This window comes from Cyclobacteriaceae bacterium (assembly GCA_025808415.1).
GTDB lineage: Bacteria > Bacteroidota > Bacteroidia > Cytophagales > Cyclobacteriaceae > UBA2336.
On sequence record CP075525.1, the window covers coordinates 292,174 to 304,781 of the forward strand.

At 43.5% G+C, this 12,608-nt stretch carries 14 protein-coding genes; 7 read left to right on the forward strand and 7 right to left on the reverse strand.

Annotated elements, in window-relative coordinates:
- Positions 1-2 precede the first annotated feature (2 nt).
- Complete coding sequence (gene gpmI, locus KIT51_01245; protein UYN86936.1) at positions 3-1,526, reverse strand: 2,3-bisphosphoglycerate-independent phosphoglycerate mutase; 1,524 nt, start codon at positions 1,524-1,526, stop codon at positions 3-5.
- Positions 1,527-1,670: 144 nt separating this feature from the next.
- On the opposite strand from gpmI, the gene KIT51_01250 reads away from it, so the two are divergent.
- From KIT51_01250 to KIT51_01280, 7 genes are all read left to right on the forward strand, one after another.
- Positions 1,671-2,060, forward strand: a complete 390-nt coding sequence (locus KIT51_01250; protein ID UYN86937.1) for a DUF4783 domain-containing protein — start codon at positions 1,671-1,673, stop codon at positions 2,058-2,060.
- Positions 2,061-2,130: 70 nt separating this feature from the next.
- Positions 2,131-2,988 (forward strand): carboxylating nicotinate-nucleotide diphosphorylase, encoded by an 858-nt coding sequence (gene nadC, locus KIT51_01255; protein UYN86938.1) that lies wholly within the window; start codon positions 2,131-2,133, stop codon positions 2,986-2,988.
- Positions 2,989-3,019: 31 nt separating this feature from the next.
- Positions 3,020-3,496 (forward strand): YcxB family protein, encoded by a 477-nt coding sequence (locus KIT51_01260; protein UYN86939.1) that lies wholly within the window; start codon positions 3,020-3,022, stop codon positions 3,494-3,496.
- A gap of 31 nt (positions 3,497-3,527) precedes the next feature.
- Complete coding sequence (locus KIT51_01265; GenBank protein UYN86940.1) at positions 3,528-4,004, forward strand: RecX family transcriptional regulator; 477 nt, start codon at positions 3,528-3,530, stop codon at positions 4,002-4,004.
- A 115-nt stretch (positions 4,005-4,119) separates the two neighbouring features.
- Positions 4,120-4,530 (forward strand): YHS domain protein, encoded by a 411-nt coding sequence (locus KIT51_01270; GenBank protein UYN88460.1) that lies wholly within the window; start codon positions 4,120-4,122, stop codon positions 4,528-4,530.
- An 88-nt stretch (positions 4,531-4,618) separates the two neighbouring features.
- Positions 4,619-5,143, forward strand: a complete 525-nt coding sequence (locus tag KIT51_01275; GenBank protein ID UYN86941.1) for a DinB family protein — start codon at positions 4,619-4,621, stop codon at positions 5,141-5,143.
- A 9-nt stretch (positions 5,144-5,152) separates the two neighbouring features.
- The gene (locus KIT51_01280) at positions 5,153-6,202 is read left to right on the forward strand and encodes a hypothetical protein (GenBank protein ID UYN86942.1); all 1,050 of its coding nucleotides are present in this window, start codon (positions 5,153-5,155) and stop codon (positions 6,200-6,202) included.
- A 60-nt stretch (positions 6,203-6,262) separates the two neighbouring features.
- Here the strand turns inward: KIT51_01280 and KIT51_01285 are convergent, their stop codons facing one another.
- The 6 genes from KIT51_01285 to KIT51_01310 all read right to left on the reverse strand — a co-directional run bounded on the left by KIT51_01285 (position 6,263) and on the right by KIT51_01310 (position 12,597).
- The gene (locus tag KIT51_01285; GenBank protein ID UYN86943.1) at positions 6,263-6,811 is read right to left on the reverse strand and encodes an OmpH family outer membrane protein; all 549 of its coding nucleotides are present in this window, start codon (positions 6,809-6,811) and stop codon (positions 6,263-6,265) included.
- A 25-nt stretch (positions 6,812-6,836) separates the two neighbouring features.
- A complete protein-coding gene (locus KIT51_01290) occupies positions 6,837-7,373 on the reverse strand; it encodes an OmpH family outer membrane protein (protein UYN86944.1) in 537 nt (178 codons plus the stop codon).
- A gap of 3 nt (positions 7,374-7,376) precedes the next feature.
- Positions 7,377-10,061, reverse strand: coding sequence for a BamA/TamA family outer membrane protein (locus KIT51_01295; protein UYN86945.1), 2,685 nt, complete (start codon positions 10,059-10,061; stop codon positions 7,377-7,379).
- Positions 10,062-10,814, reverse strand: coding sequence for an isoprenyl transferase (locus KIT51_01300; protein UYN86946.1), 753 nt, complete (start codon positions 10,812-10,814; stop codon positions 10,062-10,064). It abuts the gene before it with no gap.
- Between the two features lie 65 nt (positions 10,815-10,879).
- The gene (locus KIT51_01305; GenBank protein UYN86947.1) at positions 10,880-11,560 is read right to left on the reverse strand and encodes an outer membrane beta-barrel protein; all 681 of its coding nucleotides are present in this window, start codon (positions 11,558-11,560) and stop codon (positions 10,880-10,882) included.
- Entirely contained in the window at positions 11,557-12,597 is a 1,041-nt protein-coding gene (locus tag KIT51_01310; GenBank protein UYN86948.1) for a hypothetical protein, read from the reverse strand. The genes KIT51_01305 and KIT51_01310 overlap by 4 nt, the downstream gene beginning before the upstream one ends.
- Positions 12,598-12,608 lie beyond the last annotated feature (11 nt).

The following is a 12,608-nucleotide window of genomic DNA, read 5'->3' on the forward strand; positions in this document are numbered from 1 at the left end:
AATTAATTTTCAAGGAGTACTTCTCCGGTCATTTGTGAAGGAACAGGCAAGCCCATAAGGGTAAGTATAGTAGGGGCCAAGTCACCTAATTTACCATCTTTTAATTTGCCTTTGTAAAAATCAGAAACAAGTATGCAGGGTACTAAGTTTGTAGTATGTGCCGTGTTTGGGGTTCCATCATCGTTTATCATGCAGTCGGCATTTCCATGATCGGCAATGATGATAGTGGTGTACCCGTTTTTCAAGGCGGCTTCTGTAACTTTCTGAGCGCACACATCAACGGTTTCGCAAGCTTTTACCGCAGCTTCAAAAACACCTGTATGCCCTACCATGTCAGGGTTGGCAAAGTTCAAACAAATAAAATCAGCTTCTTTCTTTTCCAGTTCGGGAATAATCTTGTCCTTAATATCGTGGGCACTCATTTCCGGCTGAAGGTCGTAGGTGGCAACTTTTGGTGATGGACATAGAATGCGGCCCTCACCTTTAAAGGCTTCTTCCCTTCCACCTGAAAAAAAGAACGTAACGTGCGGATATTTTTCTGTTTCGGCAATGCGTATTTGTTTTTTCCCGGCATGTGCCAATACCTCACCCAGGGTATTCTCCAGGTTATCCTTATCAAAAATAACGTTCACATTTTTAAAGGTGTCGTCATAGTTGGTAAGCGTAGTGTAATGCAGGTTGAGTTTTTTCATGTTATACCCCGGAAAATCCTCTTGTGTTAAAACCTGTGTTATCTCTCTTCCGCGATCGGTACGAAAGTTAAAACACAACACAGCATCGCCATCTTTAATGGTCGCAACCGGTCTTCCGTTTTCGGTAATAATAATCGGCTTAATAAACTCATCGGTTACTCCTTCACTATAAGATTGTTGAACGGCTTCGAGTACATTTTCCGTTTTCAATCCGGTTCCATGCACCAGTAAATCATACGCCAATTTTACCCGCTCCCAACGCTTGTCACGGTCCATGGCATAATAGCGGCCTATAACGCTGGCAATTTTACCCACTGTTTTGTTGGTGTGTTGTTGCAGCGTATTCAAGTAACCATAGCCACCTTTTGGGTCAGTATCGCGGCCATCCATGAAAGCATGTATAAATACATTCTTAATTTTTTGCTTTGCGGCAATGGTGCAAATTCCTTTCAGGTGATCAATGTGCGAATGCACACCTCCGTCCGATAGCAAACCAATAAGGTGAAGGGGTTTATTATTTTTCTGTATATAGTCAAAAATTTCCAGCAAGGCAGGTTGGGTATCTAACTCATGGTCTTCTATGGCTTTATTGATACGGACCAAATCCTGGTAAACTATGCGTCCTGCACCTATGTTCATGTGGCCAACTTCAGAATTGCCCATCTGCCCTTCCGGTAAACCAACTGCCAGCCCCGAGGCTTGTAAACGACTGTTAGGATAATTGGAATAGAGCGAATCGACAAAGGGTGTGTTGGCCTTATCAATGGCCGAAACGTTTTTATTGGTAGCAATACCCCACCCATCCAGTATCATCAACAGCACTTTTTGGTTCATAGCGAGAAATTTAGTGTGCAAATATACCACTGTAAGTAAGGTTTTTAGCGGGTTACTTTACAGCCAGGTCAGCATACATAAAACGCAGTTGGAAATCGTTTGAGAATAGGCATTATGGCATAATTTTGGTTTACATTTCGGGTTATGAACAGGATTTTGATTATTGGGTTGCTGCTGATAGGGTGTGGGCAAGCGTTGGCGCAGACGGGCAATGTAGTGGACCAGGTAAAGGAATCCATTAAGGCCGGTAGTGCGAAAGAGTTGGCAAAATACCTTAACGCCTCTGTGGATGTTACCATAGACGGTAAGCCCGAAACCTATAGCAAGGCCCAGGCAGAGTTTGTACTACGTGATTTTTTTAAGGCTAATCCTCCGGCTGAATTTAATATTATCCACCAGGGGCAATCGAAAGGCGGCCAGCCGTTTGCCATTGGTCAATATAAAAGCGGAGCAAATACTTTCAGGGTCTGGATGAAAATAAGGGTAGCCGGTAACCAATCCCTCGTTCAGGAGATTTCCTTCGTAAAGGAGTAATCTACTCCTCCTTATTAAAATAAATTTTTTTAATCCTCGTGGTTCCTGAACCCAGTCTTATTTTTGTCCGGTGAAGCCATACTACATTACTGAAGAGTTCCTGCAGAGCTTTATCCGCTCGGCCTTACGCGAAGATGTGGGCGAAGGAGACCACTCAACGCTTGCATCAATTCCATCTGAAAAGCAAGGCAAAGCTCAGCTATTGGTCAAAGACAGGGGTATTCTGGCGGGGGTAGATCTTGCCATTGAAATTTTCAAGCAGTTTGACAGTACCCTTGATGTGCAGGTTAACCAAATGGATGGCGCTCTTGTAGTTCCGGGTGATGTGGCTTTTGTTGTTCGCGGCAGTATTCGTTCCGTACTCACTACTGAGCGGTTAGTACTCAATTGTATGCAGCGCATGAGCGGAATAGCCACTTGTACCAACCGGTTGGTAAAGCTGGTGGAGGGCACTAAAGCAAGGCTTTTGGATACCCGTAAAACCACCCCCAACTTTCGCTTGTTCGAAAAGTGGGCCGTACGTATTGGCGGGGGAGAAAATCACCGCATAGGATTATTCGATATGATAATGCTAAAGGATAATCATATTGACATGGCCGGAGGCATAACACAAGCGATCATTCGTACAAAAGAGTATCTTCGCGCCATTAACAAGCAGCTTAAAATTGAGGTAGAAGCGCGTTCGTTGAAAGAAGTGGAGGAGGCACTACTTATTGACGGTGTGGATGTTATTATGCTGGACAACATGTCGCTAAAGGATATGACTGAGGCCGTAAGGCGGGTTAACGGTAAGTGCAAAACAGAAGCGAGTGGAGGCATAACCGAAGAAACCATAAGTAGCGTGGCGGAGTGTGGTGTTGATTATATTTCGGTTGGCGCCTTAACCCATTCAGTACGAAGCCTTGATTTAAGCCTGAAGGTATTTTGAGTTACAGATAAGCATAAATTACTTAACAGATATGATTGTTAAAACGAAGAATTACAAACTGGAAAAGAAGACATATATACGATTGGCATTAAGAAATATACTTAAACAACAAGGCTGGATAGCCTTGCTTGCTGCGGCAGGTATTAGCGCCTGCTACCTTTGGATACCCAGCATATGGTGGTTTATTGGTGCGTTCTTGGGGCTTGGTCTTTATTTACTGTTTTGGTGGATACAGTTTTTTGGGGTCACCCAATTGGAGCAAGGTAAAATGTTATTCGAGAAGTTTTCTTATGAAATCAGCAGCCAGCAGATACTGATGAAAATTAACCCACGTGAAGGGATGCCATTAAAGTGGGATCAGATAAAAAAGGCAACGATTGGCAAGGATTATTTTGTGTTGTTTGTTAACAAGGCACAAATGATTTACCTGCCGTTCAAGATTTTTAACACTGAAAACGAGCGTAAATTCCTGACCAGTATTTTACGCACGAAGGGATTTGTAAAATAGTGATTGAGGGTTCAACCCCCGCCTATCGTAAATGAACAAACAGGTTACCCCTGAAGAAGCAAAGAAAAAGATTTTACGGTATTGCGCCTACCAGGAGCGTTCACACCTGGAAGTAAAAAATAAGCTCTATTCATTCGGGCTTTTTTCCAGCGATGTGAATGAGATTATTTCGTACCTGATTACAGAAGGTTTTTTAAATGAAGAACGGTTTGCCCGTGCGTTTGCAGGTGGAAAGTTCCGGATGAAAAGCTGGGGCCGCCTACGGATTGTACGTGAGCTTGAAGCCAGGGGACTTACCCGAAACTGTATTAACCTGGGCTTGAAAGAAATCGGGCAGGAAGAATACCAGACATCCTTAGTGCGGCTGCTTGAAAAAAAGTATAACCAACTGCGCGAAGAAAACCTTTTTGTTAAGCGTGATAAACTTGCCACCTATGCCATCTGGAAAGGCTTTGAACCTGAGCGGGTTTGGAAAACCATAAAGCAGCTTTTTCCTGATCAGTCGTAATTGTCAACTTAGCGACAAACCACCCACGTTGATGAAGCCATCTTTCATGCCTGAACGTTATACCGGCATGAAACATCATTTAAGTATCTTCTTGGTTTTTTTGATCCATCAAGGCATGGCTCAAATAAGTCCCTCAGTTCGAATTGCAAATTTCAACATTGTTAAAGGTGTAGCTATTTACGGGTATGATCCGGTAAGTTATTTTGAAGGTAAGCCCGTAATCGGGAAGGCTGAATTAAAATGGGAGTATAATGGGGTCGTATATCAATTTGCAAGCACATCAACACTATCGCAATTTAAGGCAAGCCCTGAGCAATATGAACCTGCCTATGGAGGTTGGTGTGCTTTTGCCATGGGTGATTATGGTGAAAAGGTTAAAGTTGATCCGTTAACATATAAGATCACCGATGGTAAACTGTACTTGTTCTATAACTTTTGGGGCAACAATACCCTAAATGAATGGAATAAGAATGAAGCTAAATTGCGGGCGAACGGAGATAAGAATTGGCAAAAAATCCTTCAATAACCGCTTATAAGCAGTCTTTACCGACTAATTCCACCATTTCATTTAATCGGAAATCTTTGCTTTATATTTGTAGAATTCGCCAAACCGTATGAGCATCAAAAACGCCTGCCGCGATATCTTCGTGCAGCTATCCGACCTAATCAATCAATTATCGGATCATGAATACAGTAAGCCTATTGAAACCTTAAATCAATCCTCAATCGGGCAGCATATTCGCCACACGCTGGAGTTTTTTATGTGCCTGGAACAAGCGGATGAAGCCGGTGTTGTTAACTACGATAAACGGTTGCATGACAAATTAATTGAAACCGATAAAGTTCTTGCCTTGGCAGCAGTAAACCGTTTAAGTGATTTTATCATGACCCACGATCAAAACCGAAACCTGAATTTAGAAGTAAATTACTCGATTGATGGAGAAGGATTTATTGTTGTGGGCACCAATTATAGCCGTGAATTGATCTATAACATTGAACATGCCATACACCATATGGCCATGATAAAAATTGGTGTGCATGAAGTAGCCCCACACCTTAACTTGCCTGTAACCTTTGGTGTAGCTTCATCCACTATCCGTCATCAGGCGAGCAATACGATAGCCACTCAGCAACACTAATTTTTGAAGGTGCGCAACGCTATGCAATTGAAGGTGCGCAATTTTTTTATCCGTTTACGAAGCTGGGAGTACTGGCCATTTGCCGTGGTACAATTTCCGCTAATGTTGTATTGGTTGTGGCTATCCGTGAAAGCGCGTTCAATTTTATTTTTCTCCGCATCAAACCCTCATATTACAATGGGTGGTATGTTTGGCGAATCGAAGTACGAGGTACTGATGCAACTGCCCGAAGGGTTGCGCCCAAAAACGGTTTTTGTAAATCATCCTACCAATGTTGAAGAAATAATTGAAACGATGGAAGAGGCTGGATTGCGATTTCCGGTAATTTTTAAACCTGATTATGGTGAGCGGGGCTTTATGGTTAAACGCATTTTCTCAGCCACTGATGTTGGTCCCTATCTTGAAAAAGTAAACTGCAATTTCCTGGTTCAGGAGTGGATTGATCTGCCGGTTGAATGTGGGGTATTCTATACACGATTTCCTAACGAAGATAAAGGAAGGGTTACATCCATTGTGCTGAAAGCGATGCTTGATGTTGTTGGCGATGGCAAGTCAACGCTACAAGAATTGATCCTGGCAAAGAATCGTGCCACGCTACAATGGGATAGACTACGCGAGATCCACGCTTTCCGCCTTCAGGAAGTTATAAAAGTTAATGAGCGGGTAGAACTGAACTCAATCGGCAACCACTGCCTGGGCACAAAATTCCTGAACGGTAACCACCTGATTTCGGAAAGACTATCGGAAACCTTTGACAGGATATCCAAACAAATGGGTGAATTTTATTTCGGACGATTTGATTTGAGGTGTGCCTCGTATGAAGACCTGGAGCAGGGAAAAGTTAAGATACTTGAGGTAAATGGTTGCGGGGCAGAGCCTGCCCATATTTACCAACCCGGTTTTTCGTTGTTAAACGCTTACCATATTTTGTTTTCACACTGGAATAATCTTTACCGCATCAGCATCCAAAACCACAAGCGTGGAGTACCCTATACTTCGTTAAAGGATGGGTGGGTGAATCTTAAAAATTTTAAACAAGCAATGAAGATTAATTCCTGAACGGGACATAAAAAAACCCCGGTTATGATTACCGAGGTTATATAAAATTGATTGATACTTTTATTTCTTTGGTGGATTTGTTGTTGCGGCTTGTGGCGTTATGCCCATCTTCTTCAACACCAGGTCTGAAATATCGGATTGATCATCGGCATAGAGCACCACATCAAGCCCGCTTACCTGGTTGGTGAGGATCATGGTGAACGCATTGGCTTTTGCTACTTCTTCAATAGCCTTCCCCACTTTGGTGTACACGGGTTCCATTAGTTGCACTTGTTTGCGCTGCAAGTTCTCCTGAGAGTCTTGCTCAAGTTTTTGAATGTTTTGTTGTAATTGCTGTAACTCCCGTTCAGTATTCTGCCGAACGGCATCCGGTACGGTGTTACCGTAGGCCTGGTACTCCTGCAGCTTCTTTTGGAATTCAGCCACCTTACCATCATACTGTTTCTTTAATTGCGTTTGCAGGGTTTGTAACTCAGTCTCAATTTGTTTGGCTTCGGGCATCTGACTAAAAATATATTCCACATCAGCAAAGCCTATTTTAGCCGGGCTTTGGGCCTGTGCAAATAGTGCTGCTAATCCGAAGGCGAACAGGAAAACGATTTTTTTCATCACAGTTTAAATTTATCAGTTAAGTTTAATTTTTAATCTTATCGTTGGGATCCCCCAATCCCAATTCATCCAAAACAAAGTCGGTGTAATCATAGCGCGGATCCGTATAAATCATCACCAATTCCCCCGACTTATCGAATACAATGGCCAGATTGTTTTGTTTAGCTACCTTGTCCACCGCATCCCAAACCTTGTCTTGCACCGGTTTAACAAGTTCCTGCTTCTTCAGGAAAAACAATCCACCAAAACCAAAAACTTTATTTTGATATTCTTTAAGTTCAGCTTCCTTCTTTTTTATCAACTCAGTCCGTTCTTTTCGCATCTCTTCAGTTAGCAAAACCTGCTCGGCCTGAAGTGTGCTGTACATGGCCTCTACATTTTTAGCCATGCCCTGGATTTCCTTTGTCCACAGTTCGGATAACCGGTTTATTTCTTCCTGTGCCTTTTTATACTCGGGCATCTTGTTCAGGATAAAATCCGTGTCGATGTAACCGAACCTCTGAGCGTTGACAAAATTCAGGCCGAAAATGAGAAAAAATATTGGAATAAGGTAAAAGCGCATTTTTTAACGGATTTGCTGACCAATAGTGAATTGGAATTTGGCACCACTGCGCTGCCCGTTGCTTCCAAGGGGCACCGGATCAAACCCGTACCCCCAGTTTAACCCGATCAATCCAAAAGCAGGCATAAATATGCGGGCGCCAAACCCTGCTGTTTTATACATACTAAACGGATTAAAGTCCTCATAATTATTCCAGTTATTACCGGCCTCAACAAAGGTAAAGCCATAAATGGTGGCAGCATTGCCGGTAGTTACCGGGTAACGCAGTTCCAGCCCGAATTTATCGTAAACAATACCTCCTCTGATCGCAGAAGTATTCAACTGATTTGAATACGGAGGCGTTAGTGTGTTATCATCATAACCGCGCAGGGCAATAATATCCTGTCCTAAAACAAACGCGCCAAAACCACCAGCTAGCCCTGCGCCACCAAGGTAAAACCGTTCAAATGGAGTATAGTCTGTTTTTGAACTGTAGCGCCCGATAAAGCCGAAATGTGCCTTGGCTTCGAGTACCAATTTGTTTTTCCGGTCCAGGCCTATGTAGTATTTTGCATCAAACATCCATTTGTGATACTCTACCCATTTGTTGAGTTGTTGTGGTGTAGCAGTTTCATAATTGATGTTCCTCCACTGTGAATAGGGTGGTGTAAATGTTGCACTCAACGAAATTTCAGACCCTTGCGAAGGGTACATGGGATTATCCACACTCCTTCGTGCCACTGTTGTATTAAAGGTAATACTGTTTGCCACGCAATCCGGACAACCCGGAATGTAGCTTGGCGCATTTTTCAAAGTATAAACCGAATAAGAAACAGAATTGGTTAAGGTGAAATAGTTATCCGGCCATTCCAACACTTTACCAATACCTACCGTAATGTTATCAACCTTAAGGGTTGAATTTAAATCGAAAAAGTTTGCAGCACCTTGCCCGGCAAACCTGGAGATGGACTTGTTTGCACTGACTGAAAGTGATTGTGGTTTACGTCCGCCTAACCAAGGCTCGGTAAATGAAATGCTATAGTTCTGGAAGTTTCGTCCGTTTGCCTGAACCCGTAAGGATAAGCGTTGGCCATCACCGACAGGAAGTGGTCTCCACTTTTTAGGATGGGGGATGTTGCGAAGTGAAAAATTGTTAAACGTTAAGCCTAACGTGCCCACAAAACCAAAAGCACCTCCCCAACCTCCGGATAATTCAATCTGGTCGTTGGATTGTTCTTCTACTTTCCATTCGATATCAACCGTAGCGTTGGCAGGGTTAGGTTGTAAATTCTGCCCAATAGTTTGCGGATTGAAATAACCTAACTGACCAAGCTTTTGCTGTGTACGGATGATGTCTGATCGCCTGAATTTCTGGCCGGGTAATGTTGAAAGTTCCCTGCGGATAACGTGATCGCTTGTACGGTCGTTACCCGAGATGGTAACTTCACTAATGGTCGCTTGCTCACCTTCGGTAATCCGCATTTCAACATCGATGGAATCACCCACTACGGCAACCTCCACGGGGTTTATCCGGAAGAACAAATAACCATCGTCCATGTACAACCCACTAATGTCCGCGCCTTTTGGGTTAAAGGTTAGTTTCTTATCGATTAATTCGCGGTTGTACACATCGCCTTTTTTGATACCCAAAATTGCGTTGAGGGTTTTTTCGGTGTGGATGTAATTCCCCGTCCAGATGATGTTGCGGAAATAATACTTTGGCCCCTCATCGATAACCATATCGATGTTGATGGTCTTCTTGTTAAAGGCATAGATGGTATCAAAGGTTATCTCGGCATCGCGATAGCCCTTTGAATTATAAAATTCAACGAGCTTCTTCTTGTCTTCATCGTATTCGGCCTGAATGAATTTTGATCCTTTGAATACGTTAAGGCGGATGTTATCGTTCATAAATTCCTTCACTTCTGCCCAACTTACATCGTATGATGTGGTGAGGTAGGTCCTGATGTCTTTTGGTTTAAAATCAAGGGCTTTCCTGATCAGTGTGCGGTGCAGCGCAAAGCGTGGGTGCTCGGCTGTTTTCTTCATCTTTCCCTTTAGTTTGCCATCGGCAATAGCTTCGTTGCCTGTGATGGCAATTTTATTGATCTTAACCTTTGAATTTGTGTTAACGGCAATCTTCAGGCGTATGCCATCAGTAGCGATGGTGTCGCGTTCCTGTATGATTTTAACCTCAGTATTCAGGAAGCCTTTCTTAACAAAAAACTTTTTAACGGCCAGTTCGGTATTTCGTAACATGGCATCGTTTACAATCTTTCCGCGTATAAGGGTAAGTTCTTCTTTCAGGGAAGATTCCTGAGATTTGTTTATGCCGCTGAAATAAAAATTAGTAAGCCGCGGGCGTTCTGCCATTTTGATTTCGAGCCACACATTATCACCCTCAATTTTTTGTACCCCAATGGATACATCACCGATCAATCCGTGTTTCCATAATTTACGGATAGCACCTGAAATGGCATCCCCGGGTATTTTCACTTTGTCGCCAACACGTAAGCCGGTTAATGAAACCATGGCGTTTTTATCCAGGATATTAAGACCGGTTACTTCAATGCCCGCAATAATGTATTCTGCCGGGTTAGCATAATTCAAATTATCGGTGGCAGCACGCTCGCTGCGTCCCCTGCGAAATTGCGCAACACTGTCAAACCCCACAATAAGTAAGAAGATTATCAGTACACTCGTTCTCATTCAACTAACTGGATTCAATTGTTCACTTGTTTTACCAAACCTGCGTTCGCGCTGTTGGTAGGACCAGATGGCTTCATATAAGTTCTCCTTGCGGAAATCTGGCCAAAGGGTTGGGCTAATGTATAGTTCAGTGTAGGCGATTTGCCACAACAAAAAGTTGCTTATGCGCATCTCGCCACTTGTTCGTATCAATAATTCGGGATCGGGGATTCCTGCTGTTTGCAGGTATTTTTCAACCAGCGATTCGGATATGGAAGCGGTATCAATTTTACCTTTCTGCACATCATCAGCCAGGGCTTTAACAGCCTGGGTAATTTCCCAACGGCCACTATAACTCAGGGCAAGCACTACAGTAAGTCCTGTATTGTTTTTTGTCATGTTTACGGCCCAGGCTAGGTTATTCTGGCAGGTTTCCGGAAGATGAGATGTTTGGCCGATGGTAATTAGTTTTACCCGGTTCTCCATTAAGGTGTTAATTTCTTCTTTTAGTGTATTGACCAAAAGCTCCATAAGCCCATCCACCTCTTCTTTAGGCCTGGCCCAGTTTTCGGTAGAAAAAGCATACAGGGTGAGGTACTCAATACCCAACTCACCGCAGCCTTCAGTTATATCGCGCACGGCTTTTACTGCGTTGCGATGACCGAAAATCCGCATGGCCCCCTTCTTCTTTGCCCAACGACCGTTGCCGTCCATGATTACCGCGATGTGCCGAGGCAGGTTATGGGGGTCAATATGTTCTTTGTAAGAAGCCACAAGGGGGTCAAAATTAGGGTATTTTAAATAACTTTTACCAAATAAGCAGCCCCGTTTTAACGAGCCTATTTATATGGATTTTTCGGGCAGGGTATATCGTAAAAAGTTCGTGTTAAGGTAAAGCCCACAAAAAAGTAATTGTCAAAATCGTTGCGATTGCCGTACTGGTAGTTTTTTTGCAAAGGATCGCCATCTGAAATGTTATCCAGGTAGTCGAAAAAAGTTTTGCGGATGCCCACCTCAAATGCCACATAGAATTTTGGATTAACTATGTATTTAAAACCACCGCCAAAAGGAATGGTGCCCTGAACATTGCTGTATTCTTCAGGCTTCACATCGTACCCGGAAATACCGAACAACCCAAAACCCGCAAACAAGTATGGCGTGTACCGCATAGGCGTTTTAATATCACGCCAACTCAGGAAATGATATTCAAAACCAAGACTTGTTTCTAACAGAAATGTGTTGAAGGACGCATTACGCGCTGAAGCAAAAGCATCAATAGGCACTTCTTTGGCGCCCAACTGACCTGCCGTGATAGTAGCCCGGAAACTTACAACTTTACTGATGTTGGAGCGGTAGTAGACTGTTCCGGCCAAGGTTGAGTTTTTAAAATTATACGTGCGTACCAGGTCGCCTGTATAATTGAAGGTTCCAATACCAAACCCGATTTCGGACCGTTGCGAAAAAGCTGTGGCCGTGCTTAATAGAACAATGGGAATGAGAAATGAACGGCTGGCCGTCATCTGAACTTAGCCCGGTGAAAGGTTTTACCAAGAATGTAGGTTAGCCTTACGGTAGTGACCATGTAAATATCACGATCGCCCGCACGACCGCGCATGTTCATGGTGCCATCGGAATTAATATGTCCATAACCTGAAACGGTATCGAAACTTCCATACCCGGTGTAGCGGTTAGCAATTATTTCCTGTACGCGTGCATTCACAGGTTGTACTTCGTTGGAACGATAAGCCATAGCTCTTGCTTTTTCGCTCGATAAGGTAGTCAAATCAACATAGTTACCGCTCACATCATCCAGGTAGTCGGTGAATGTGTAACGAAACCCAAATTCTGCTGATAGGTCCATAACTTCGTTTATCCTAAAACGTGCGCCAAGGCCGAATGGTATAGCAGCCTGAATTAAACTGTAGGATTTTCCTTCGGTTTGTAATGGTTTAAGGTCAACCCACTGCCCTGCATCGCTGAAAGGATTGTTCAATAAATCGGTTTGAGGAACTTGTGCCTGAGGGTTGTGGTGAAACACTGCGATACCCGCATAAACATAGGGTGTCCAGGGAACCCGGCTGATGTAGGTAGCCTGGTTTTCGAAAAGGTCCACTTGTGCTATGGCCGACAATTCCTTAATGCGGTTTCTGAATGACAGGTTGCGTACGTATCGGAACACACCGTTATCTGCATCATTCGGGTCGGCAGAATCAGCATCGGAGCCACGTATGCCACCATACATAAAACTGCCGGTTACTTGATAGCGTGGCCCAAAACGATGGGTGAAGGAAACACCAACCGCTGGCCGTGTAAAACCAATGTCGGTACTGAGGCGCTTTGGGGATGGGGCTAAGTCTCCAAAATAATTAAAAGCATTTAGCGAAACCCCTAACGAATTGTAAATTTTATCTTTTCCGAAATTTGATTTCTTACCGCGATAGCTGGCAATGCGCTTATTGTTCTTTTTTATGTTCCGCCTGTTCATTTGGCTGTAAGCCTCATTGGCCGAGAGGGTAAGGAACAAGCACGCCAGGATCAGGTAAGCCAACTTTCTCATTGCGGGTAAGT

What these genes read in the sequence shown, in the direction of transcription:
- KIT51_01275 (UYN86941.1), top strand. Translation starts at nt 4,619, where the DNA reads ATGAGCATCAAAAACGCCTGCCGCGATATCTTCGTGCAGCTATCCGAC.
- KIT51_01295 (UYN86945.1), bottom strand. Translation starts at nt 10,061, where the DNA reads ATGAGAACGAGTGTACTGATAATCTTCTTACTTATTGTGGGGTTTGAC.
- KIT51_01285 (UYN86943.1), bottom strand. Translation starts at nt 6,811, where the DNA reads ATGAAAAAAATCGTTTTCCTGTTCGCCTTCGGATTAGCAGCACTATTT.
- KIT51_01290 (UYN86944.1), bottom strand. Translation starts at nt 7,373, where the DNA reads ATGCGCTTTTACCTTATTCCAATATTTTTTCTCATTTTCGGCCTGAAT.
- KIT51_01265 (UYN86940.1), top strand. Translation starts at nt 3,528, where the DNA reads ATGAACAAACAGGTTACCCCTGAAGAAGCAAAGAAAAAGATTTTACGG.
- KIT51_01250 (UYN86937.1), top strand. Translation starts at nt 1,671, where the DNA reads ATGAACAGGATTTTGATTATTGGGTTGCTGCTGATAGGGTGTGGGCAA.
- gpmI (UYN86936.1), bottom strand. Translation starts at nt 1,526, where the DNA reads ATGAACCAAAAAGTGCTGTTGATGATACTGGATGGGTGGGGTATTGCT.
- KIT51_01270 (UYN88460.1), top strand. Translation starts at nt 4,120, where the DNA reads ATGGCTCAAATAAGTCCCTCAGTTCGAATTGCAAATTTCAACATTGTT.
- KIT51_01305 (UYN86947.1), bottom strand. Translation starts at nt 11,560, where the DNA reads ATGACGGCCAGCCGTTCATTTCTCATTCCCATTGTTCTATTAAGCACG.
- KIT51_01310 (UYN86948.1), bottom strand. Translation starts at nt 12,597, where the DNA reads ATGAGAAAGTTGGCTTACCTGATCCTGGCGTGCTTGTTCCTTACCCTC.
- KIT51_01260 (UYN86939.1), top strand. Translation starts at nt 3,020, where the DNA reads ATGATTGTTAAAACGAAGAATTACAAACTGGAAAAGAAGACATATATA.